Below are 22,306 nucleotides of genomic sequence, written 5' to 3' on the forward strand. Positions count from 1 at the left end.
AACCCCCACCAGGACTCCGTCCTGGACCTGCCAGGGAGCCAGCCCCCTGGACCCCGATTTGTCAGCTTTCCTCAAACCAGCTCATGGGCGGTAGCCGTGGGAAAAAGTCGGATCGTAGAGCCGCGACCGCATGGCTTGCGGTTGCTCCGGGCGCGTCGCTTGCAAAGCCGGACTGGCAATGATCATGGTCTGACCGTGAAGTCCTCGTTCCTGGCACGCCTCGGCCAAATGGGCGACCGTGGTTCGGATGATTTGTTCTTCACCCGGCCAACTGGCCTTGTGGACCACGAGGATCGGGGCGGAGGCCGACCAACCCGCATGGGTCAGTTCGCTGGCCACCGTCTCCAGCAGGGTTGCGGAAAGAAAGATGCACACGGTGCAGTGATGTCGGGCCAGGTCACGCAGCTGTTCCCCGGGAGGCATGGGGGTCCGGCCAGCGACGCGGGTGAGAATGACGGTCTGGGTGGTTTCGGGCAGGGTCAGCGTCTCCACCGCCGCCGCCGCCGAAGCCATGGCCGACGAGACGCCCGGTATCACCCCCACCTTGATGCCCGCAGCCCGGAGGGGGCCAGCAACTTCGGCCAGGGCCCCGTAAAGACCAGGATCTCCTGTTTGCAGGCGGACCACCTCGGCATGGCGGCTGGCTTGATCCAGCAACCAGGCGAGCATCTCTTCCAGAGTCATGCTGCTGGAGTCGGCCACCGCACATCCCTCTCGCAGATGGTGCAGATGTTCAGCCGAGACCAGGGATCCGGCATACAGGACCGCTCCGGCCCGGGCAAGCAGGGCGCGACCGCGCACAGTGATCAGGTCGGGGTCTCCCGGACCAGCTCCCACAAACCATACTTTTGCCATGCAACGCCCCAAAAAATACTATTGAAAAACTGGGATGGGGATCCAAGGGGAAGGGCTGCGCCCTTCCCCTTGGTGGGGTTTGGGGCGAAGCCCCAACAAGGCCCATCATATCACCCCTTGATCCTATCGGAAAACGCAGATTGTCATTCCATTGCCATTCCCTGAGATTGAAAACCTGCAATGCGTCCGCCTTCTGGCGCAAAAAGACGCGCCAGAAGGCGGACCAAGGCCCGCCCCTTGGGCCTTTTTTGCAAACAGCGCAAAAAAGGCCTGGGAGAAGGGGGGCGTACAAAAACAAAACGGGGCGCTGCCCCGGACCCCGCAAGGGCTCTGCCCTTGACCCGCCAGGGAGCCAGCCCCCTGGACCCCGATTCGTTGGACCTGTGCTGAACCCTTTACGTCCTGTCCTTCCCTTCCACCCACAAGAGCGCTGCCCTTGACCCGCCCGGGAGTCAGCCCCCTGGACCCCGATGCGTTGGAGCTGTGCAGAATCCTTAAGTCTTATCCTTCTCTTCCACCGGCGGGATATGCAAGGATTGCAACAATCGATCGATCTGGCTGCCATATTCGAACGAGTTGTCCTTGACGAAACGCAGGATGGGGATCTGACGAATTTTCAAGCGGCGCGCCAGGCGACTGCGGATAAATCCAGCAGCATGATTCAGCGCCGCCCCGGCATCTTCCATCGCTTCGGCGCTGGCGCCTGCCCCCAGGATCGAGAAGTAAACGGTGGCATAGCTCAGATCCCGACTCACCTCCACATCGGAGATGGAGACAACACCCGTCAAACGCGGATCCTTGACCTCGCCACGCTCCAGGAGTGTGGCAATCTCCCGCCGTATTTGGACACGAACACGCTCGGTGCGGAGAGTCATGTGATCACATCCACCCGAAAATCGGCCACGACGACCTGGCCACTCCGTTCGATAAACTGAACCACCTTGCGCAACCGACTCTGCAACAACGCAGCATCGTTTCCTACCGCAGCCATACCCAACCCGGCGCTCTGCCACACGTCCTGGTGCTCCACTTCGGCAACGGCAACGGCAAACCTCTGCTGGACCCGCGCCAACAACCCCTTGATAATCCCCCGCTTCTCCTTGAGGGAGTGAACGCCGGGCAGGTGCAGACGCATCTCAAGAACACCAACGTGCATCATTCGGCAATGGTCGGTCGGACCTCCTCGCGGAGATAAACCTCAATGACATCCCCAACCTTGATGTCACTGAATTTATCCAGACTGATGCCGCAATCCACCCCCTCGCGCACCTCACGAGCGTCCTCCTTGAAGCGTTTCAGGGCTGAGATGGTTCCTTCATGGACCACCACGCTGTTGCGCAACAGGCGCACCAACGCACTGCGCTGCACCACACCATCGGTCACCATGCATCCCGCCACATTGCCCACCTTGGAGATACGGAACAACTCCCGCACCTGGGCATGGCCGATGACATTTTCCTTGTAGGTGGACTCCAGCATTCCTTCCATGGCACGCCGAACGTCATCCACCAGGTTGTAGATCACGTTGTAAAAACGCAGATCCACCTTTTCACGCTTGGCCAGGTCACGGGCCTTGGCATCGGCGCGCACGTTGAACCCCACCACAACCGCATCGGAGGCAACAGCCAGCATGACATCGGACTCGTTGATGCCGCCCACTCCCATATGAATGACGGTGACCTGCACATGGGGATGTTCGATCTTGCGCAGGGCATCCGACAAAGCCTCCACCGAACCCTGCACATCACCCTTGATCACCACCTTCAGATCAGCCTTTTCCCCTTCCTTGATCTGGTCGAACAGATCGTCCAGCTTGGCCGGCGATTGGCGGGCCTGCTCCTGCTCCTTGCTCTTCTGCGCCCGGAAGGAGGCGATTTCCCTTGCCCGGCGCTCATCGGGCACCACGACCAGATTGTCGCCCGCCTTGGGAATCCCGGAGAGACCAATCACCTCCACCGGAGTCGAGGGGCCTGCCGATGGGACACTTTCACCCGTGTCGGTCAGCAGGCCGCGAATTTTGCCCCATTCGTGACCGACCACGAAGACATCACCCACCCGCAAGGTACCATTGCGCACCAAGCAGGTGGCCACGGCCCCACGGCCACGGTCCAGATTGGCTTCAATGATCACGCCACGCGCCCGCCGATCCGGGTTGGCCTTGAGCCCCAACATTTCGGCTTGCAAAAGGATCATCTCTTCAAGGGTATCCACACCGGTACCCGCCTTGGCGGAGAGCGGAACAAAAATGGTGTCGCCGCCCCACGATTCGGAGACCAGTCCATGTTCGGAGAGCTGCTGCATGACCCGGTCCGGGTTGGCATTGGGTTTATCCATCTTGTTGACCGCCACCACGATGGGAACGCCGGCATCCTTGGCATGACTGATGGCTTCCTGGGTCTGCGGCATGACGCCATCGTCGGCGGCCACCACCAGGACGACGATATCCGTCGCCTTGGCACCCCGGGCGCGCATGGCCGTAAAGGCGGCATGACCCGGCGTGTCGAGGAAGGTAATACGTTTGCCGCTCGCCATGTTGACCTGATAGGCCCCGATATGCTGGGTGATGCCGCCATGCTCCCCAGCCGTCACGTTGGTCTTGCGAATGGCATCCAGTAGGGATGTCTTGCCGTGATCCACATGTCCCATAACCGTAACCACTGGCCAGCGCTCCACGAGCGTTTCCGGCTGATCGCCGGCATCGGCCAACTCGGCCTCGATATCGGCACCGACCGAGACCTGTTTGGTGCGATGCCCCATCTCCTCCACCAACAGGGTGGCCGTATCCTGATCCAGAACCTGGTTGATGGTCACCATGACCCCCTGACTGAACAGGAGCTTGATGACCTTTGACGACTTGACGGCCATGCGGCTGGCCAATTCGGCCACGGTGATGGTTTCCGGGATGATCACCTCCCGCACCACGGGAGCCGGTGGACCTTCGACCCGGCGCTCATCCCGGCCCCCACGACCACCGCGCATCTGAGCCGCGCCACCACCGCCACCCTGACCTCCACCAAGGGAAGATCCACTCGCCGCCCCGGAACCCTTGCGCCCCTTGCGTTTCCCTTTGGTTTTCAGAGTTTCGCGATTCTGGGTCAAACGTTGTCCTTCGACCTCCAGGGTTCGCTGTTCTTCGATGCGGCGCTTTTGTTCGCGCAACTCTTCGAGCTGGGACAACCGCTTGGTGACGAGATCCTCGGTCTTTTTGCGCGCCACCTCTTCGCGTTGCAGGCGTGTCAGCTTGCGTTTTCCATCGGTCTTTTCCAAATCGACAGCTTCCACCGCCAACCCCGCGAGAAGCTTCGGGACAGCCTCCTCCTCCTGGGTTTGGGAGATCTCCTGGGACTGCTCCCCGCTCATGATCAAGCCGGTCGTCACCTCCACTTGGCCTGGCCTGGCAACCCGATCTTTTCCTCGTCCTCGCCCTTTATCGCGTTCTCTCTCCCCTGCCTTGGCACCTTTCCCACTGCCCGTGCCGGCACTGCCCGTACCCGCTCTGGGTGCGGATGACCATGCGGGGCCATCGAGATGCGATTTTTTGTTTCTGGCAGCCACCGTATCGGAAGTGTTTCCGGTCTCGAGGGTTGTCACCTTTCCTCTGTGAGGCAATGCAGATTTTTCGGCCACGGCCTGTTGCTCGAAATGGGGCTGCGCAACCCTGTGCTGCTCCCCCCTGGGCGATTCGCTCCCGGGTTGCTCAACTTTATGTTGTCCGACAGGTTGCTTTTCAGGCTGTGGCACAAGCTCTTTTTGTTCAACCAGATGTTCCGTTGGATGGGGCACGGGTGGCTGGGGCGCACCCAACTCTCCATCCACCCCTTCACTGCCAACAGGCGACGCATGCTCCCGTGACGACACCTCCAGATCTGCCGGCGGTAAAACCGTCGGGCGGGTTTGCTGGTCTTGTTCCGGGGAGGGCGAAGGCGGCGCATCCTGCTTCGGGGTTTCCCGTTCCGGGGGCTCCCGCACCAGGGCTTCCTGCTCGAAGACGCGGCGCTCCTCCTGGGTCATGGGGGAGATGACGTGCTGTTCCCTCCCCTTCTCTTCGCCCTTCGTCCCCTGTTCTTCGTGCTGGACTTCGGGGGAGGACTCTTCGTGGGCCGGTTGCAGTGTCGTCGGGTCATCAGAAGGGGCTCCCGAACCGGCCTTGATGAAGGTCCGCTTGCGGCGCACCTCCACAACGACGCTCTTGCTGCGGCCATGGGAGAAGTTCTGTTTTATGGAGCCGCCCTCAACCGTTTTTTTGAGAACGATCCGGCGCGGGGCCTTCAAACTCAACTTCCCATCCTGGTCTGCGGTCTTCTTGGTGTCGTCTCTCAACGAATACTTCTCCACTGCTGTCCTGGTTGACCTGCTGGAAAATCCATCCCTGTCTTTTCCAAACCTTCACGACTGGTAAAACGTCCGCCATCGGGTGGCATCAGCCCGAACCCGCCGCAGCGCTCCTCCGGGGAGGATGGCCAGCACAGCGACCGCCGCGCACCCGCAGGCCGCTCCCAACTGCTTCTGGTCAAACAACTCCGTGGGATTGTCAACTCCGTGCCGGGCCGTCATGGTTGCTACATCTTCGCACAAGGAACGTTCCGCATCTTCAGCGACGATCAGAAAAGGGCGGACACCCTCCGTCACGAGCCTCTCCATCTCCCACACATCCAGCAGGAGCGACCGGCTGCGACGGGCCAGTCCAATTCCATCCAACATACGCCGCTTCAAGGCCAGGGAAAGACGATCCTGCAACTCCCCGGCTTCCGGCAGCAGCAGCTGCGAACCCAACCGCCGCAACAAACCGCGCCGCTGGACCAACCCCGCGACATGGCACCGGGTCGGCTGAATATACACCCCGCGCCCTGGCCGGCTCCCTGCCAAATCCTCGGCCAACCACCCCAACGAATCCACGCCGAACCTCAGCAGGTGCGCACGCGGGTGGACCGTTCGACTGATCAGACAGGTACGAAAGGCCCCGCGTTCCGGCTCTCTATCTGGTTTTTTTCCCTCCTGTCCCTTTTGGTTTCTGCCTGGTCGTTTCGCCTTCATCGAACCATCCTGCCACTTGCCGCGCTTCAAGAATCAGGGCCTCGATCTCATTTTGGGCCATTTTGGTATCGGTCACCAACTCCAAAAATTCGTCGGTACTCAAGTCAGCCAGGGCATCCAGATCGCGTATGCCCTTTTCGGCCAGCGGAACAATCATCCCCTCCGGCATGGCTTCGAGCTTCGACAGCCTCGGGTCAATCTCCAGTTCCACTTTGCGCTCCTCGGTTTTCAGGGCCTGTTGCAAGAGTTGATCCCGGGCGCGGTTGCGCAACTCCTTGGCGATCTCCTCATCAAATCCTTCGATGCTGGCCAACTCCTCAAGCGGGATGTAGGCCACCTCTTCGCTGGTGGTAAACCCCTCCTGGATCAAGGCCCCGGCAACATCCTCATCAATATCCAAAGTGGTCATGAACCCTTTGGCCAGCTCATGGAACTCTTCGGCCCGGCTGTTCATCTCCTCCTGCTCGGTGATGATATCGATGCGCCACCCGGTCAGGTCGGAAGCGAGACGAACATTCTGTCCACGCCGACCAATGGCCAGGGAGAGCTGATCTTCGTTGACCACCACCTTGATGCTCTTCTCCTCTTCGTCCATCACCACCTTGGAGACTTCCGCCGGCGCCAGAGCATTGCAGACAAAAACTGCCGGGTCGGCATTCCATTCGATGATGTCGATCCGTTCGCCCTGCAACTCGGTGACAACCCCCTGCACGCGGGAGCCACGCATGCCGACACAGGCCCCGACCGGATCCACATGGGCATCGTTGGAACGCACGGCAATCTTGCTGCGATAGCCCGGATCACGCGCCACCGCACGGATCTCCACGAGTCCGTCATAAATCTCCGGCACTTCCATCTCAAACAGGCGGGTGACCATCTCCGGATGGGTGCGAGAGAGAATCACCTGTGGCCCCCGGGTGGCATCCCGAACATCGTAAATGTAGGCCCGGATACGATCCCCCGGACGATAGTGTTCACGAGGCAACTGCTCCTCATGGGGCAGAAAGGCTGAAGTCCGGCCAAGATCCACGTAGATATTGTTGCGTTCCACCCGTTTGACCAGGCCGTTGACCAGTTGCCCCTTACGATCCGCATACTCCTGGAATATGCGCTCCCGTTCCGCTTCGCGCACCTTCTGGACGATCACCTGTTTGGCAGTCTGGGCGGCGATGCGGCCAAACTCGATGGCGGGCAACGTCTCGGCGATGAAATCACCCAATTTGGCGCCGGGATTCAACTTCCTGGCGTCATCCAAGGCAATTCTGAGGTCGGCGTCATCCACCTGGTCAGCCGTCTCCACCACCTCCCGCAACTGACTCAGGACAAATTCACCGGTTCGATTGTCAAAGTGTGCCTGGATATTCTTGTGGGCGCCATACCTCTTGCGCGAAGCGGTCAATATGGCCGTCTCCATCGCGTCGACGACAATCTGCCGGTCGATCCCTTTTTCCCGGGCGACCTGTTCCACAACCTGCATGATTTCCCCTGCCATGGCCTCAGTCCGCTCGCTCTCCCTAAAAATCGACTTCCAAATTGGCCTTGCTGATCAGGTCAAACGGTATGCGCACACTTGGCGCCTGATCGGCGTCACCATCCATTTCCAGAAGGATGTCACTCCCGTCCATCCCCCGCAACATGCCCCGAAACGACTTGCGCCTGCCAGCATCCTCCCCCAAAGGGCGAAAGGTGCGCAGCACGACCAAGTGATCCTTGAACCGAATATAATCCTCACGCTTGCGCAAGGGCCGCGTCAAGCCCGGCGAGGAGACCTCCAACCGATAACTTCCGGGTACGACATCATGGGTATCCAACGCACCGGAGAGACGACTGCTGACGGTGGCGCACAGCTCCAGATCCACGCCGGAAGGGCGGTCCACGCTCAGACGCAAAACCCAATCCCGGCCATCCTTGGTGTACTCCACATCCACCACTTCGCAGCCCGCACTCACGGCAATCTCTTCCGCCACCTGGAAAACCCGTTCCACCACACCCGACATCGCTCCACCCGCCCCTGTCGACAGGATCCGGCAACCCTGGAAAAACCCTGCATTCTCAAAAAAAAAGCCGGCAGCAGCCGACTTCGTGTACAACAGAGCACCTCCAAAGAACACGAACGCCGACTATAATGTATTTCCACCCGGAAGCCAAGGGGTCAGAACCCCGCCTTTGTCGATTTTCCCGAAGCACGGGGTGGTCCACGCCTTTATCGCTTGCGCTTTCCGGTTTGGAGCATGGCCTGGGCCATGGCCACAGCCAGGCTGCCCTGACCTTTTTCCTCCTTTTCCCGGAAGGGCGCACCCCCGGTCGGCACAGGGCGCCGTGCTGCCTGGCTGCACGGCTGGACCGTCGAACAGGTTTGTTTTTCATCAAGAAGCATGCTGAGCGCAATGCGACGACGGGCGTGATCCACCTCCACAACCCGCACTTTGACCACATCACCAGCCTTGACCACAGTGTGGGGATTTTTGACAAAAGTGCGGGACATGGCTGAAATATGCACCAAACCATCCTGGTGAACGCCGATATCGACAAAAGCGCCAAAATTGGTCACGTTGGTCACCACCCCCTCCAAAAGCATGCCCGATTGCAAATCGGCCAGACTCTCCACCCCTTCCCGAAAGGTGGCCGTGCGAAACTCCGGGCGTGGGTCGCGCCCGGGTTTCTCCAGCTCCCGCAAAATATCCTGCACGGTCGGTTCGCCAAAGCGACCATCGACAAATTGGCTCGGATGCAAAGATCGCAATACCGGCTGATTGCCGATCAATTGGGCCAGGGCAAGCCCGGTTTTCCGGACTATTTTTTCCACGACAGGATAGGACTCGGGATGAACGGCAGAGTTGTCCAGCGGGGTCTCCCCGTTGTGAATACGCAAAAAACCGGCAGCCTGTTCAAACGCCTTGGGACCAAAACGGGGAACAGCAAGCAACTCTTTGCGATTGCGAAAAGGCCCCGTTGCATCCCGGCGGCTGACAATGTTGCGGGCCAGGGTGCGATTCAGGCCCGAAACCCGCTCCAGCAAAGGAATCGAGGCCACATTGACATCTACCCCCACGGCATTGACCGCATCCTCCACCACCCCATCCAGAGCGGCGGCCAATTGGCGCGGTTCCACATCATGCTGATATTGCCCCACGCCAATGGCTTTGGGCTCGATCTTCACCAGTTCCGCCAGTGGATCCTGCAAGCGCCGGGCGATGGAGACGGCACCACGCAACGTCACATCCAGCTCCGGCAGCTCCTGGGAAGCATATTCCGAAGCCGAGTAGACCGAAGCACCGGCCTCGCTGACCAACACACCGGTCAGCCCCGATTCAGGTAACGCTTTTTGCAAATCTGCAACAAGGCGGGTCGTCTCACGAGACGCCGTGCCGTTGCCAGTACCGATCAGCTTGACGTTGTGACGGCGACAAAGTTCCGCCAATTGCCGCAGGGACTCCTGCCACTTGTTGTGCGGTTGGTGGGGATGAATGGTTGCCGTCGCCACCACCTTGCCGGTTCCATCCACCACAGCAACCTTCACACCGGTACGCAGCCCGGGATCCAGACCCATGACCGGCACCCCTCCCGCCGGGGCAGCCAGCAACAAATCCTGCAAATTCCGGGCAAAAACCCGGATGGCCTCGGCATGTGCCGTCTCAGTCAGACGTTGCACGAGGCTGGTGTCGATATGGGGCCGCACCTTCTTGCGCCAACACAGTCGAACCGTCTCGGCCAGCCAAGCATCGGCTGGCCGACCACGCTGGCAAACACCAAAATGCCCGGCAAGCAGCCCTTCGCATACGGTGTATTGTGTACCGGTGACTTGGGCGTCCTGCTCCAACTCAAGGCTCAGGCGCAAAACACCCTCGGCCACACCACGCAAAACAGCCAGAATCCGGTGCGGCGGCAGAGCGGTCAGGCGCTCCGCATACGCAAAATAGTCGGCAAACTTGGCCCCATCCGCCTCCTGCCCCTTCACCACCCGTGTGGTCAATTGCCCCTCTTTCCACACCGTTTCCCGAAGACGCCCTACCAAATCCGGATCCTCGCCCAGGTGATCCAACAAAACATGCTGCGCCCCTTCCAGGGCAGCCGCCGGGTCAGGAACCCCCTTCTCCGGATTCACATAAGCCATGGCCGCCGTTTCTGGATGGGTTTCCGGATGGTGCAGGAGCGTCATGGCCAGAGGCTCCAGACCCGCCTCACGCGCCACCCCCGCTTTGGTGCGGCGTTTGGGCCGATAAGGAAGATAAAGATCCTCCAAACGGGTCTGGGTTTCGGCAACCAAAAGGGCATGCTCCAGTTCAGAAGTCAGTTTCTCCTGTTCCCGCAAACTCTTCAGAATGGCCTCGCGGCGCTGGTCCATCTCCCGCAAATATCCCAGACGCTCTTGAATCTGCCGCAGATGGGTATCGGTCAGGCCGTTCGTGACTTCCTTGCGGTAGCGGGCAATGAATGGCACCGTCGCTCCGGCATCCAGAAGTTCAATGGCCGCCGTGATCTGGCTCTCCCGTACCCCGACCGATTCTGCAATCCGTTGTGAAATAGATTTCATAGGGCATCCTGCCGCAGCTAAAAAGTTGTTTCGAGTTGCAAACGTTTCTTGACGGAGATGTCGAATGGTTACATGCTCCGTATCTGTTTTATCAGGGCTTCGCCCCGAACCCCACCAGGACACCGTCTTGGGCCCTGCCTGGGAGCCAGCCCCCTGGATCCCGAGTGTGGCCGGGCGGTGAATGGTTACGATTTTTGACAGACGCCATCCCGGGTACGGCAAACAGGCTGGACGAAAAGATACATGGAAATGGACCGGCTGTTGAGGACATTGCATTTTGCGGCAGGCAAACACCGTCTGCAAAAGCGCAAGGATGGGGTGACACCCTACATCAATCATCCCATCGCCGTCGCGGAAATTTTGGTCCGGGTGGGAAAAGTCACCGACCTGCTCACGCTGCAAGGCGGTCTCCTGCACGACACCCTGGAGGATACCCCCACCACGGTGGATGAACTGACACAACATTTTGGTGAGACAGTCGCCCGGCTGGTTCAGGAGGTCACTGACGACAAATCCCTGCCCAAGGCCACACGCAAACAGCTCCAGATCGAAAAAATGGGCGAAAAATCCCTGCGGGCCAAAACCCTGAAACTGGCCGACATGTGCTGTAACGTGGCCGACCTCCTGGAAAAACCACCCCTCGGCTGGTCTGCGCAGCGCTGCCAGGAATATCTGCTGTGGTGCCGACAGGTCATGGAACCGATACGTGGCAGCAACCCCTTTCTGGAGAACCACCTGGATAACTTGATTGATCGTAACTATTCACCACCCTTGCAAGAAAAGCCTGGACAGGAAAGCCTTTGTCAGGGCTTCGCCCCGAACCCCACCAGGGCTCTGCCCTGGACCCGCCAGGGAGCCAGCCCCCTGGACTCCGATTCGTGGCCGGGTGGTGAATAGTTACGATTGATCAAGGGTGACCTTCCAGCCCCCTTTCCAAGGCAATCGCACGTGATGCGGGCACACCCGAGGCCATGATCGCTTTTTGGCACCAGGATCCAGCTCCCTGGACCCCAATCAACAACAGACCCCGATGGAAAACCCATCGGGGTCTGTTACGTAAACCAATCCCAAGGCAGTAAAAACGGTCTTAATGCACCCGCGCCCAGATGCGCCGCTTGACCGCATAGAGCATGGCGGTCCAGATAAACAGGTAGATCATGACTTTGAAACCGGTAGACTTCCGTTCCGACACAGTGGGCTCTGCCGCCCAGGCCATGAAGGTCACCACGTCGCGCGCCATTTGCGGCAGGGTGTTCTCGGTGCCATCGGTGTACTCCACCTGGCCGGCGGAAAGAGGCTGCGGCATGGCCAGGAAGTTGCCCGGGAAATACCGGTTGAACTGATCCCCCTTGACGATCTTTTCCAGAGTCTCTTTGACCTTCTCCGGATGGTGCCGATCCAAATGAAGGCTGCTGGCCACCTCCTTGAGCTCTTCTTCGGAGAGTTGACCGTCAGCCACAACGCGCCTAGCAAGCTCAACCTCTTCAGGCTTGATGTAGCCGGTCAGGAGGCCATAAACATAATCTTCATAACCCTTGCGCGCCTTGGTCATGAGGGACAGATCGGGCACCAAGGTTCCGAACGACTCCTTGGCCGCTGCCGGCTCCATGGCGGAGAGCATTTTGTCTTTCTTGGTGCGGCCCTGCGCCGAGGCCATTTTATCAATCTCCACCTCGGTGAAACCGAACGCACGCAATGCGTCAAACTTGATATATTTGAGCGAGTGGCAACCGAGGCAAACCTCGGTGGCCACCTTGGCGCCACGCTTGAGGGCCTTGTTGTCAAACTGACCGAAGATGCCGGTGAAACTCCAATCCTCCTTCGGCAGGGGCGCACCCCCGGAAGAGGCAAAGAGCGACTGGGGAATGATCACGGCCACGGCGATGAGCGCGGCCTTGATGGTATGCGTGTTCATGATTGCTCGCTCCTCCCCTCAAAGGCTCTTGGGCAAAGGCCGGGGTTTTTCGATGCCTGTGACGGTGATGAACCAGAGCAACAGGAAGTAACCGAAGTAGACAGCCGTACCCCCGCGACCGACATAGACGATGGGCATGCCGCCGAAAACCGTGGCATCGGCAGGGTTGTAGCCAACCCATCCCAGAACAAATGAATCGACCAGGAAAATCCAGAACAAAACCTGGCTGATGGGCCGATACCGAAACGAGCGGGCCGGAGAACGATCCAGAAAGGGCAGCAGAAACAAGATGGCAATGGAGCCGCCCATGGCAATCACTCCGGCAAGTTTGCTGTACGGCCCAAGAAAGTCAATGGAGCGCAGGATGGCATAAAAGGGAAGGAAATACCACTCTGGCACAATGTGGGCCGGAGTCTGCATGGGGTTGGCTTCAATGTAGTTGTCCGGCTCCCCGAAAAAATTGGGGGCAAAGAAGACAAAAGCACAGAAGACGATCAAAAAGACCCCAACCCCGTAAAGATCCTTGACGGTAAAGTAGGGGTGAAAAGGAATGGTGTCCTTGTGATCCAGGTCAATGCCGTCCGGGTTGTTGGAGTGGACGGCATGCAGCGCCCAAAGATGCAAAATAACCAGACCAAACACCACAAACGGCAACAGGAAATGCAGCACAAAGAAACGGTTGAGAGTGGGATCACCCACGGAGAAGCCGCCCCACACCCAAATGACCAGGTCTTCACCAGCCACAGGAACGGCGGAGACGAGGTTGGTGATGACCGAGGCCCCCCAATAGGACATCTGGCCCCAAGGAAGGACATACCCCATGAAGGCCGTGGCCATCAACACAAAGAAAATGATGACTCCGAACCACCAGAGAATCTCCCGAGGCTTGCGGTGCGAGCCATAGTACATGCCACGCAGAATATGGATGTAAACCATGATGAAAAAGAAAGTGGCACCATTGGCATGCATGTAGCGAAGAAGCCAACCCCAATTGACATCACGCATGATGTGTTCGACAGAGTCGAACGCCTTGACGGCATCGGGCTTGTAATGCATGGCCAGAAAAATTCCCGTGGCCAGTTGAATGATGAGTACAAACAAGGCCAAAGACCCAAAATTCCACCAATAATTCAAATTTTTCGGGGTAGGATACTCAGTAGCCTGACTCTTGATGAGGTCGGTGACGGGAAGACGCGCATCGACCCATTCCATGATAGATTTAAACACGGGTTGGCCTCCTTCAACTCAACCGGAACGCCGTCAGGCGACCGCCTTGCCGATCACGAGGGTATGCTGACCCTTGAACTCGTAATGAGGCACGGGAAGATTTTTAGGTGCTGGACCTTTCCGGACACGTCCGGAGGTGTCGTAGTGGGTGCCATGGCAGGGGCAGAGAAAACCACCATAGTCACCGGACCCGACAGGCTGCGGAACGCAACCCAGATGCGTGCAGAGCGCCACAAGGACAAGCCACTCAGGCTTGGTCGTCCGATCGGCGTCTCTCTCTGGATCGGTCATGGATGCATTGTCGTCGTCGTGTGCCGCTTTGATCTGGGCGGCAGTTCGATGCAGGATGAAAACGGGCTTGCCCTGCCAAGGGACCGTGATCATCTGTCCTTCCTCGATGCTTTTGAGATCCACTTCGGTCGTGGCCTGGGCCAAAACGTCGGCAGTGGGACTCCAGGACTGGATGAACGGCCAGCAGGCGCCTGCAACGCCTACTGCACTGACCGCGCCGGTAGCCAGGATGAGAAAATCCCGGCGGCTCTCTTCTTGCTGGGTGACCATGGGCTCCATTGACCTCCCCGTGGGATATGCAAACGGCTGTTGGGGGATTTTGACTTCTAAAAAAAAACGAACCGGCGCTTTCAGATCGACTTGTCGAGGGAATGGAAAAGATCAATAAGGAGGAGCTAATATTCCAGAACAAGGGCAGAGCGTCAACCCCTTTTGGTGACCCCGCCCCCGGAAAGGAGACGAGCGCATGGTGACACATGCCGAACAAAAACCCGGGCCGGGTGCAACCGCCCCTTTTCATGTCATTCTCATGTGCCCGGAAATCCCACAAAACACCGGAAATATCATGCGTTTGTGTGCAGCAACCGGAACGGTGCTGCATCTGGTGGGACCGCTGGGATTTCGTCTGGACGCCGCTGGCGTGCGGCGGGCGGGAATGGACTACCGCCATCTGAGTCAGGTGGTGCGTCATGATGACTGGCCCAGCTATTGGGCGACACACCCCGGTGGAGCGCCTTTGTACGCCCTGTCCACCCACGGCGACCAACCCTACACAACCTGCGCCTTCCGTCCCGGAGACCGGCTCCTGTTCGGCTCCGAAGGATCCGGGTTGCCGGTGGATATCCGGACGCAACTCCAGCCCCATCTGGTGCGTATTCCCATGTTGGGTACAGCGCGCAGCCTGAATCTGGCCAATGCCGTGTCGGTGGTCCTTTATGAAGCCCTGCGACAAAACACCTTTCCCAACCTTGCCTGATGGGTGACTATTCAGCACCCTTCCAAAAAAAACTTGGACATGAAAGCCTTTGTCAGGGCTTCGCCCCGAACCCCACCAGGACTCTGTCCTGGATCTGCCAGGGAGCCAGCCCCCTGGACCCCGATTCGTCGCCGGGTGGTGAATAGTGACCAGTTTTTTTAGCTTGACGTACCGGTCACTGTTCACCACCCTCTCAAGAAAAAATGGGCTGTGAAAGCCTTTGTCAGGGCTTCGCCCCAAACCTACCAGGACACCGTCTCAGGCCCTGCCAGAGAGCCAGCCCCCTGGAATTCGATGCGTTGTTGGGTACCGGACAATTATCCATGCTCTTCTTGAAGGGGCGTTGAACAGTTACCATGATCGCACGTTTGTGTGGCACGTTGGCGGAAAAGCAGCCCAACCAGATTGTCGTGGATGTCGGAGGGGTCGGATATCGGGTCTTCATCCCCTTTTCCACCTACGCGGGACTGCCCGGTGTGGGAGAAGCCACGGTTGTCTGGACCGTCACCTACGTCCGGGAGGATGCGTTCCACCTCTACGGTTTTGCCACCCTGGAAGAGAAAAACCTCTTTAATCTGCTGACAGGGGTCTCCGGGGTTGGAGGTCGCCTGGCCCTGGCCATCCTCTCCACACTTGCGCCAGCCACCATCGTGGAAGCCTTGGCCAACGAGGATATCAACACCCTCAGCCGCGTGCCGGGTATCGGCAAAAAGAGCGCACAACGCCTGGCCCTGGAGTTGAAGGAGAAGGTCGCCGGAGTGGCCGGATCGCTGCCCAGCGCTCCGCGCAACCAGACCGCTGCCACCCCCTCCCCAGGGCTGTTGCGCAACGAGTTGACCTCGGCCCTGATCAACCTGGGTTTCAAACCCCTACAGGTGGAACAAACCCTGCGCCGCACTCTCACCAACGATGTCACCCGGTTGGAAGATGCCCTGCGTCTTGCCTTGAAGGATCTTTCGTCATGAGCGCCGCCTCTGTCCACGTTCCTCGCAAGTTTTATATTGCGTTCGCCCTGCTGATCGTGGTCGTGGGCCGCTTTGGCAATCACTTCGACAACGCCGCAGGAATCGACTTCTATCAATACTGGGGCACGGGTCTGGCCCTGAAAAGCGGCCAGATTCCGAATGCCAACGTCTATCGTCAGGAAAAAACCATACAGGCTTTTTTGAATGCCCTCGTGGACCGCACTTCTCCCGACCCGCGCTTGAAAACTGTCAATCAGTACCGACGCGCTTCCCTCGAATTTGCGGGAACCCCCCTCCTGTTCGCCCTCTGGAGCCTGGTCAGCCTGCCGGACTACTCCCAGGCTTTTTTATGGTTCTCCTTTGGCAAAGCGCTGCTGTTCATGGCGGGCATACTGCTTCTGGAGCGCACCTTGACCAGAAATGGGTCGGCAGCTTTCATGACCGGTATCGCCATGTTGGTTCTCTTTCTGCCTGTGTCTTCGGATTTCCTCATGGGCAACATCAATCTGGTGCAATTTTTTGGCATTTGTCTCATCTTGTACTTCTGTAGCCTGCTCACCCCCGGAAAAGTATCCCACCTGCCCGGAATACCGACCATCATTCTGGGCCTGGCCGCCTTTTTCGCCTTATTGAAACCCAATATTTTCCTGATTTTTCCCTGCATGTTTCTGCATATACTGGCCCGGCTCGGCTGGCGCCGCATGGTACCCACACTCCTGGGCACGCTCCTCCTGCTTTTGTCGTTCCTGATCTTTCCCATGATTCAGCTTGACTCGGCGACCATCTGGCTGGATTGGTACCACAGAACCCTCGCCGGAGATGTACATGGCAACATTGCCATCTGGAGTCCCGTAAAATTTGGAAATCTGTCGGTGCATGCCTACATGCAAGATTTTACCAGCATGCCCCCGGAAACCTTGACGAAAATGTCATGGCTCTTCCTGACCCTGACACTCGGCCTGGCGTTGCTTGCACGAATGCGGCGAGAGCGTCATGCCCACCTGGCCAACCCAGGTTTACCTGCACTCAGCCTGTTGGACACCCTGCAAGCCATCATGGCTGATGCCAGCATCATGATGGCTTTGGCCCTGATTGTTTCTACCCTGTTCATGCCATTGATCTGGTTGCACTATCTTGTCATCCTGGCCGTTCCCGGTCTTTTGTTGATCGATGCAAAAACACGGTCACTCCGTCTGTTGGGGTTGCTCACCCTGATTTGTGCTTCCGATCTGATTGGACAGTTGATCATAACCTTGCGCTCCATGCCGGCCATGCAGGAGCACTCGGTGATCATTGTTATCCTGCATGCCACAAGAGTCACCTTGCTGGCCTTCTCCTGGCTACCAGCCTGGGTCGGTATCTTGATGAAGGTGAGTGGCCAGGAAACCAAGCCATGAAACGGGGTCCAGGGGGCTGGCTCCCTGGCTTTGTCCAGGGCAGCGCCCTGGTGGGGTTCGGGGCGAAGCCCTGACAAAGGCTTTCAAACCCGAGCTTTTCTTGAAAGAGTGCGGAACAGTCACCGAATACCGAAACAAAAATGGCGGTCGCCCCACCGGGATGCGACCGCCTTTTCCTGTATGTGCGCCCGTTTACCGGGCGTCTGCGGATAACGTGATTACTTGATGCCCCCCATCAGGGTAATAAGCACCCCGGTCAAGATGGCTGTCGTGATCACGCCGCTGATGTTGGCCCCCAGCGCCTGAGGCAGGATGATGGCGCTTGGATTCGCACTGGTGACCACTTTTTGGGCAACCTTGGCCGTGGTGGGCACACAGCTCACGGCTGCGATGCCAATGACCGGGTTGAATTTTTTGCCACTCATGAAGTAGAGGACATAGCCACCCGCGATGCCGCCGATAGCCGAGAAGGTCAAGGCGGTGATTCCCAGCACCAGCAGAATGAAGACATCGGGATTCAGGAGGGTGCTGGCCTCGCACAGGACGCCCAGGGTCATACCCAGGAAAAAGGTGGCGCCATAGAGAAAAACGCCCTGGAAAAGCTTGACGAAATCCACAAGGCCCGATTCACGGATGACCACACCCAGAAAGAGCGAGAGGAACAACGGACCCGCCACGGGGAAGAGCAGTGACAAAAGGACACAACTGATGACGGCGAAGATGATTTTTTGATCGGAGGTGATGGGCGTGCGCTTCTCGGGCGGCATGGCGATGCCGCGAATGTGACGAGGCACCAACAGCTTGATCAGGTAAGGATACCCACCATAGGTCAAACCCAGATAGAGGTAGGCGACGACAGTGATCGGAACGAAATATTGCTTGGCCAGGAGCAGTGAAGCGAAGAGGACCATGGGACCGTCGGCGCCGCCAATGACGGCTGTGGCCACGGAGGCATTGGGATCGAGTCCCATCATGACCCCGATGGGAATGGCGATGATGGTTCCGATCTCGCCGCAGATGGCCAAAAACATGCTCTGGTATGGCCGGGCCATAACGAAACCGACATCCAGGAGTGAACCGATTCCCATGAAGACAAGGCAGGCGATCAGACCGTTGGAGAAGGTGAAGGTGTAGATTGGCTGCAACCAGTCGATCTGCACAATGTTCATCAACTGGTTTGTCTCCGAGATCAGCGGATTGACAAACAAGGTGCCATGTTTTCCCTGCACGGGGACGTTCATGTAGTCGGGCACGAACATGACCGCCGCATTGATGGTGGACATGGACAGGCCCATGGGAATCATCAGCAGGGGCTCCAGGACACCTTTTTTGCCCAGATACATCAACAGGCCACCCAGCAAAATGAGAAAGATGCGCATGAAGGCGATCTTCGGGTTGTGCTGGAAGGAGTCAGCCAGGGTAGCAATACCCTGGAACATGTTAAGGATATCGAGATTCACTTTGTGGTCTCCTGAAGAGAGCGACTTTTTTGCGTCACCATCAGAACCCCTCTTTGTTACACCTTGGCCTCCCGTGGAACAACGGTTCCGGGAATGCAAGGAAGCCACAAAGGGGCGTCATCACATCGCTGTTCGTCTCATTCCAGCCCAGAAGATCAAACGATGGAGAGCAGACGGTCGCCGACTTCCACGGCATCTCCCTCTTTGCAGGCAATATTTTTGACCGTTCCCGCACGTTGTGCGAGGATTTCGTTTTTCTGTTTCATGACCTCCAGGAAGACAACCTTGTCTCCTTTGGCTACTTGTTGGCCTTCGGTGACCAGGATTCTGGCGACCACGCCGCCAATGGGGGCAAGCAGATCGGCCTCGCCGGCGGAAGCGGCGGCGGCCTTGGGGGCGGGCTTGGGGGCGGCAGAGGCTTTGGCAGGCGTCACGGCTGGTTTGGCGACGGGGGTGTCGGCGCGCAGACCGGGGGAGGGATAGAGGGTATTGTCCTCTGTGATATCCTGGACATGAACTTCGTATTGGGTTCCTTCAATGGTGATGCGCAGTTTTCTTTCCATTGCATTTTCCGTCCTGGTAGATTCCTGGATGTGGGAGCTTTGGGCTAACGGCGGACCTGATGGGAGGCCTGGTGCATGGCCCGTCCCACCGAAGTCCAGGAGAGATCGATACCGCTGTCAGATTGGAGATGAATGATGCGCATCCGGCGGTCCACGGCATAGACGGCAGCGGCGATCGCCACCAGATGGTGCAAGGGCGGACCCTGGGGGGCTGGCGTTACCGGTTCGGGCGCCGCGACCCGGGGGGCGGCAACTGCCGTGGTCTTCGGCCCTTTGGACAAGACAGAGACGATCACCTTGATCATGGTGGCCACGATAAAGCCGATCACGATCAACAGGGCGTAGGCCGTCAGGGCTCTATAGATGACATCCGAAATGCTCATGATTCAATACTCCCGAGGGAATTGACGCCACCTTGGCCAACATCAAAGCGGAATGTTGCCATGCTTCTTGAGGGGACGCAGTTCCCGCTTGTTCATGGACTTGCGCAGGGAGAGGGCCAGAAACGCCCGGGTCTGGGACGGCTCGATGACATCCGTGACGTAACCCCGCGCCGCCGAAAGGTAGGGCGAGGCAAAGTTGTCGCGATAGTCCTGGACCAGCTCCGCCGTCTTGGCTTTCTTGTCGGCGGCGTCCTTCAACTCCTTGCCATAGAGCAGATTCACAGCCCCCTCGGCGCCCATCACGGCAATCTCGGCGTTGGGCCAGGCATAGACCACATCGGCCCCCATCTCCGGGCTGCACATGGCCAGATAGGAGCCGCCATAGGCTTTGCGCAGAATGACGGTCAGCTTGGGCACTGTGGCCGAAGCATAAGCGAAAAGCATCTTGGCGCCATGCCGGATGATGCCGCCCCGTTCCTGTTCGACACCCGGCAAAAAGCCCGGAACATCCACCAGGTTGACAACGGGGATGTTGAAAACGTTGCAGAAGCGGATGAAGCGCGACCCCTTGTCCGAGGCGTCGATATCGAGACAACCAGCCTGTTCCTTGGACTGATTGGCGATGATCCCCACCACGATGCCCTGGATGCGGGCAAAGCAAACCACCAGGTTGCGGGCGAATCCGGCGTGAATTTCAAAATACTCACCACCGTCCACCAACCGCTTGATAATGTCCTTGACATCCATGGCGGACTTCGGATCATCCGGAACCAGAGCGTTCATCTCCGAGTCATCGGAGAGATCCAGGTCGGCCCAGGGCTTGTGCGGAGGATCCTGGGTGTTGTTGGAGGGGAGGTAACTCAGGAGCTGCTTGACCAACTGGATGGCATGCCGGTCATCATCGGCCACCACGTGAACATTGCCGCTGACCGTGGCATGAATTTCGGCGCTGCCGATTTCATCCATGGTGCAATCCCGGCCCGTGACCGATTTGATCACCTGGGGTCCGGTGATGAACATCTGAGCATTCTGCCGGGTCATGATGATGAAATCCATCAGGGCCGGCGAGTAGGATGCGCCACCGGCGCAGGGCCCGAGAATCACCGCGATCTGGGGCACGACGCCCGACAGGATGACGTTCTGGTAAAACACCTGGCCATACCCGGAGAGGGCATCGACCCCTTCCTGGATGCGGGCGCCGCCGGAATCTTTGAAGGCCACCACGGGGATGCCCATGCGCTGGGCATAGAGCATGGCCTGCACAATCTTCTGGGCATGCATCTTGCCCAGCGTGCCCGCCATGACGGAAAAGTCCTGGCTGACAGCGGCCACCTGGCGGTTTTCCACAAAACCGGTCCCCACCACCACCCCATCAGCCGGGATCTCCTTCCCGCCCATGCCAAAATGGGTGCAGGTGTGCTGGATGTGGGTTCCGATCTCCTGGAACGTGCCCTCCTGAAAGAGGGTGTCCAAGCGTTCCCGAGCGGTCAACTGACCTTTGGCGTGTCGCTGGGCGACTTTTTCCTTGCCGCCAGCCGTCAGAATAGCTTCACGGCGTTTCTGGAGAGTCTCCAGGGCTTTTTGGGATATGCTCATGTCCCTTGATTCCCGTCTAAAGAGCTGGGGGGAAGCCGTCCCGTGTTCAGGTCGGCCCGATTGTCGTAAAGGCCGGGGCTGGCACGCTACTCCCTCACCCGCCCAAGCACTCGGTCTTTCAAGAATCGCGGGACTGTAATATACAAGCCATCGAGTGTGCAATCCCTCATGTTGCCCGTTTTTGACAGTTTCTTTCGTTTTGTTTCATTTTCAATAAGATAAAACAATCTGGCCGTTCATCTCTCAATACTATATTTTAAAATATAAAATATATCCCTCCCCTTCCACCTGAAGCTGTTAAAAGCTGGTCGGCGACGTTGCGGACCTGTATTCTCTGCGATGACGCTTGGAGCTGTCGTGCCTCGGGCACCTGCCGCGCCTGCATGGCCGGGACCGACAGCGAACCGGTCCGCCAAGCCAACGCCGCCCTTCCAACCACACAGGTTCACCCCATGGGCATCAAAATAATCGCAGAAAATCGCAAGGCCCGCTTCAACTACGAAATTCTGGAAAATCTGGAAGCGGGCATCATGCTGGTGGGTACCGAAGTCAAATCCATGCGCACCGGCAAACTCAACCTCAGCGACTCCTATGCCATCATCCAGGCTGAAGAGTTGGTCTGGCTCAATGCCAACATTCCCCACTATGCCCAGGGAAACATTCACAACCACGACCCCCTGCGCACCCGCAAGCTCCTGGTCCACAAACGCGAGCTGCAACGCCTGATCGGCGTGACCCAGGAGAAGGGACTGACCCTGATCCCCTTGAAGGCCTATTGGAAGGATGGCCGGGCCAAATTGGACCTCGGCGTGTGCCGTGGCAAAAAACTCCATGACAAACGTGCCACCGAGCGTGATCGGGACTGGCAACGAGAAAAAGAGCGCTGGTTGAAAAATGGTTGATACGGCAGTTGCTCTTCCTCCTGCCTCCCCATAAAAACCATGGCCAGGACTGCGGTTTCTGCAAGAAAAGCCAGGACATGTAAGCCTTTGTCAGGGCTCCGCCCCAAACCCCGCCAGGAGGACATGTAAGCCTTTGTCAGGGCTTCGCCCCGAACCCCGCCAGGAGGAAGGGCACAGCCCTTCCTCCTGGACCTCCATCCCAGTTTTT

Annotated in this window: 20 protein-coding genes; 5 read left to right on the forward strand and 15 right to left on the reverse strand. The window is 58.4% G+C overall.

Annotated elements, in window-relative coordinates:
• Positions 1–81 precede the first annotated feature (81 nt).
• From cobM to HQL63_07300, 8 genes are all read right to left on the reverse strand, one after another.
• Positions 82–855, reverse strand: coding sequence for a precorrin-4 C(11)-methyltransferase (gene cobM, locus HQL63_07265; GenBank protein ID MBF0176629.1), 774 nt, complete (start codon positions 853–855; stop codon positions 82–84).
• Positions 856–1,349: 494 nt separating this feature from the next.
• On the reverse strand, positions 1,350–1,730 hold the full coding sequence (gene rbfA, locus HQL63_07270; GenBank protein ID MBF0176630.1) for a 30S ribosome-binding factor RbfA: 381 nt from the start codon (positions 1,728–1,730) through the stop codon (positions 1,350–1,352).
• Positions 1,727–1,990 carry a DUF503 domain-containing protein gene (locus HQL63_07275; protein ID MBF0176631.1) on the reverse strand — a complete coding sequence of 88 codons (264 nt, stop codon included), beginning with the start codon at positions 1,988–1,990 and terminating at the stop codon, positions 1,727–1,729. The genes rbfA and HQL63_07275 overlap by 4 nt, the downstream gene beginning before the upstream one ends.
• Positions 1,991–2,010: 20 nt before the next feature.
• Complete coding sequence (gene infB, locus HQL63_07280) at positions 2,011–5,175, reverse strand: translation initiation factor IF-2 (protein MBF0176632.1); 3,165 nt, start codon at positions 5,173–5,175, stop codon at positions 2,011–2,013.
• 66 nt (positions 5,176–5,241) lie between these two features.
• Positions 5,242–5,889: a DUF448 domain-containing protein gene (locus HQL63_07285; GenBank protein MBF0176633.1), complete on the reverse strand. Its 648-nt coding sequence runs from the start codon at positions 5,887–5,889 to the stop codon at positions 5,242–5,244.
• Positions 5,831–7,381 (reverse strand): transcription termination/antitermination protein NusA, encoded by a 1,551-nt coding sequence (gene nusA / locus HQL63_07290; protein MBF0176634.1) that lies wholly within the window; start codon positions 7,379–7,381, stop codon positions 5,831–5,833. Before nusA ends, HQL63_07285 begins: the two co-directional genes overlap by 59 nt.
• 22 nt (positions 7,382–7,403) lie before the next feature.
• Positions 7,404–7,979 (reverse strand): ribosome maturation factor RimP, encoded by a 576-nt coding sequence (locus tag HQL63_07295; protein MBF0176635.1) that lies wholly within the window; start codon positions 7,977–7,979, stop codon positions 7,404–7,406.
• Between the two features lie 113 nt (positions 7,980–8,092).
• A complete protein-coding gene (locus HQL63_07300) occupies positions 8,093–10,423 on the reverse strand; it encodes an RNA-binding transcriptional accessory protein (GenBank protein MBF0176636.1) in 2,331 nt (776 codons plus the stop codon).
• A gap of 249 nt (positions 10,424–10,672) precedes the next feature.
• Here HQL63_07300 and HQL63_07305 point away from each other — a divergent pair, with 249 nt between their 5' ends.
• Entirely contained in the window at positions 10,673–11,320 is a 648-nt protein-coding gene (locus HQL63_07305; protein MBF0176637.1) for a bifunctional (p)ppGpp synthetase/guanosine-3',5'-bis(diphosphate) 3'-pyrophosphohydrolase, read from the forward strand.
• 190 nt (positions 11,321–11,510) lie between these two features.
• Here the strand turns inward: HQL63_07305 and HQL63_07310 are convergent, their stop codons facing one another.
• The 3 genes from HQL63_07310 to petA are packed head-to-tail and all read right to left on the reverse strand — an operon-like array spanning position 11,511 to position 14,135.
• Complete coding sequence (locus HQL63_07310; protein ID MBF0176638.1) at positions 11,511–12,338, reverse strand: hypothetical protein; 828 nt, start codon at positions 12,336–12,338, stop codon at positions 11,511–11,513.
• An 18-nt stretch (positions 12,339–12,356) separates the two neighbouring features.
• The gene (locus tag HQL63_07315) at positions 12,357–13,550 is read right to left on the reverse strand and encodes a cytochrome b/b6 (protein MBF0176639.1); all 1,194 of its coding nucleotides are present in this window, start codon (positions 13,548–13,550) and stop codon (positions 12,357–12,359) included.
• A 48-nt stretch (positions 13,551–13,598) separates the two neighbouring features.
• The gene (gene petA / locus HQL63_07320; GenBank protein MBF0176640.1) at positions 13,599–14,135 is read right to left on the reverse strand and encodes a ubiquinol-cytochrome c reductase iron-sulfur subunit; all 537 of its coding nucleotides are present in this window, start codon (positions 14,133–14,135) and stop codon (positions 13,599–13,601) included.
• 187 nt (positions 14,136–14,322) lie between these two features.
• Between petA and HQL63_07325 the strand changes: the two genes are divergently transcribed.
• The 3 genes from HQL63_07325 (at position 14,323) to HQL63_07335 (ending at position 17,194) form a co-directional block, all read left to right on the forward strand.
• The gene (locus tag HQL63_07325; protein ID MBF0176641.1) at positions 14,323–14,832 is read left to right on the forward strand and encodes a tRNA (cytidine(34)-2'-O)-methyltransferase; all 510 of its coding nucleotides are present in this window, start codon (positions 14,323–14,325) and stop codon (positions 14,830–14,832) included.
• Positions 14,833–15,188: 356 nt separating this feature from the next.
• Positions 15,189–15,797, forward strand: a complete 609-nt coding sequence (gene ruvA / locus HQL63_07330) for a Holliday junction branch migration protein RuvA (protein MBF0176642.1) — start codon at positions 15,189–15,191, stop codon at positions 15,795–15,797.
• Entirely contained in the window at positions 15,794–17,194 is a 1,401-nt protein-coding gene (locus HQL63_07335) for a DUF2029 domain-containing protein (GenBank protein MBF0176643.1), read from the forward strand. The genes ruvA and HQL63_07335 overlap by 4 nt, the downstream gene beginning before the upstream one ends.
• 218 nt (positions 17,195–17,412) lie before the next feature.
• Here HQL63_07335 and HQL63_07340 read toward each other — a convergent pair whose 3' ends face one another.
• The 4 genes from HQL63_07340 to HQL63_07355 all read right to left on the reverse strand — a co-directional run bounded on the left by HQL63_07340 (position 17,413) and on the right by HQL63_07355 (position 21,196).
• Positions 17,413–18,633 (reverse strand): sodium ion-translocating decarboxylase subunit beta, encoded by a 1,221-nt coding sequence (locus tag HQL63_07340; GenBank protein MBF0176644.1) that lies wholly within the window; start codon positions 18,631–18,633, stop codon positions 17,413–17,415.
• A gap of 176 nt (positions 18,634–18,809) precedes the next feature.
• Positions 18,810–19,217 (reverse strand): biotin/lipoyl-binding protein, encoded by a 408-nt coding sequence (locus tag HQL63_07345; GenBank protein ID MBF0176645.1) that lies wholly within the window; start codon positions 19,215–19,217, stop codon positions 18,810–18,812.
• Between the two features lie 44 nt (positions 19,218–19,261).
• On the reverse strand, positions 19,262–19,600 hold the full coding sequence (locus tag HQL63_07350) for a hypothetical protein (protein MBF0176646.1): 339 nt from the start codon (positions 19,598–19,600) through the stop codon (positions 19,262–19,264).
• 42 nt (positions 19,601–19,642) lie between these two features.
• The gene (locus HQL63_07355) at positions 19,643–21,196 is read right to left on the reverse strand and encodes an acyl-CoA carboxylase subunit beta (GenBank protein ID MBF0176647.1); all 1,554 of its coding nucleotides are present in this window, start codon (positions 21,194–21,196) and stop codon (positions 19,643–19,645) included.
• Between the two features lie 452 nt (positions 21,197–21,648).
• Between HQL63_07355 and smpB the strand changes: the two genes are divergently transcribed.
• Positions 21,649–22,098 (forward strand): SsrA-binding protein SmpB, encoded by a 450-nt coding sequence (gene smpB / locus HQL63_07360; GenBank protein MBF0176648.1) that lies wholly within the window; start codon positions 21,649–21,651, stop codon positions 22,096–22,098.
• Positions 22,099–22,306 lie beyond the last annotated feature (208 nt).

The sequence above is a fragment of the Magnetococcales bacterium genome (genome assembly GCA_015231175.1).
Classification (GTDB): Bacteria; Pseudomonadota; Magnetococcia; order Magnetococcales; family DC0425bin3; genus HA3dbin3.

Bases quoted from the DNA above. Each gene is read 5' to 3' on its own strand.
- HQL63_07310 (MBF0176638.1), bottom strand. From the start codon at position 12,338: ATGAACACGCATACCATCAAGGCCGCGCTCATCGCCGTGGCCGTGATC.
- rbfA (MBF0176630.1), bottom strand. From the start codon at position 1,730: ATGACTCTCCGCACCGAGCGTGTTCGTGTCCAAATACGGCGGGAGATT.
- HQL63_07335 (MBF0176643.1), top strand. From the start codon at position 15,794: ATGAGCGCCGCCTCTGTCCACGTTCCTCGCAAGTTTTATATTGCGTTC.
- HQL63_07340 (MBF0176644.1), bottom strand. From the start codon at position 18,633: ATGTTCCAGGGTATTGCTACCCTGGCTGACTCCTTCCAGCACAACCCG.
- petA (MBF0176640.1), bottom strand. From the start codon at position 14,135: ATGGAGCCCATGGTCACCCAGCAAGAAGAGAGCCGCCGGGATTTTCTC.
- HQL63_07315 (MBF0176639.1), bottom strand. From the start codon at position 13,550: ATGGAATGGGTCGATGCGCGTCTTCCCGTCACCGACCTCATCAAGAGT.
- ruvA (MBF0176642.1), top strand. From the start codon at position 15,189: ATGATCGCACGTTTGTGTGGCACGTTGGCGGAAAAGCAGCCCAACCAG.
- smpB (MBF0176648.1), top strand. From the start codon at position 21,649: ATGGGCATCAAAATAATCGCAGAAAATCGCAAGGCCCGCTTCAACTAC.
- HQL63_07305 (MBF0176637.1), top strand. From the start codon at position 10,673: ATGGACCGGCTGTTGAGGACATTGCATTTTGCGGCAGGCAAACACCGT.
- HQL63_07285 (MBF0176633.1), bottom strand. From the start codon at position 5,889: ATGAAGGCGAAACGACCAGGCAGAAACCAAAAGGGACAGGAGGGAAAA.
- HQL63_07275 (MBF0176631.1), bottom strand. From the start codon at position 1,990: ATGCGTCTGCACCTGCCCGGCGTTCACTCCCTCAAGGAGAAGCGGGGG.
- HQL63_07325 (MBF0176641.1), top strand. From the start codon at position 14,323: ATGGTGACACATGCCGAACAAAAACCCGGGCCGGGTGCAACCGCCCCT.
- HQL63_07355 (MBF0176647.1), bottom strand. From the start codon at position 21,196: ATGAGCATATCCCAAAAAGCCCTGGAGACTCTCCAGAAACGCCGTGAA.
- HQL63_07345 (MBF0176645.1), bottom strand. From the start codon at position 19,217: ATGGAAAGAAAACTGCGCATCACCATTGAAGGAACCCAATACGAAGTT.
- HQL63_07300 (MBF0176636.1), bottom strand. From the start codon at position 10,423: ATGAAATCTATTTCACAACGGATTGCAGAATCGGTCGGGGTACGGGAG.
- cobM (MBF0176629.1), bottom strand. From the start codon at position 855: ATGGCAAAAGTATGGTTTGTGGGAGCTGGTCCGGGAGACCCCGACCTG.
- nusA (MBF0176634.1), bottom strand. From the start codon at position 7,381: ATGGCAGGGGAAATCATGCAGGTTGTGGAACAGGTCGCCCGGGAAAAA.
- HQL63_07350 (MBF0176646.1), bottom strand. From the start codon at position 19,600: ATGAGCATTTCGGATGTCATCTATAGAGCCCTGACGGCCTACGCCCTG.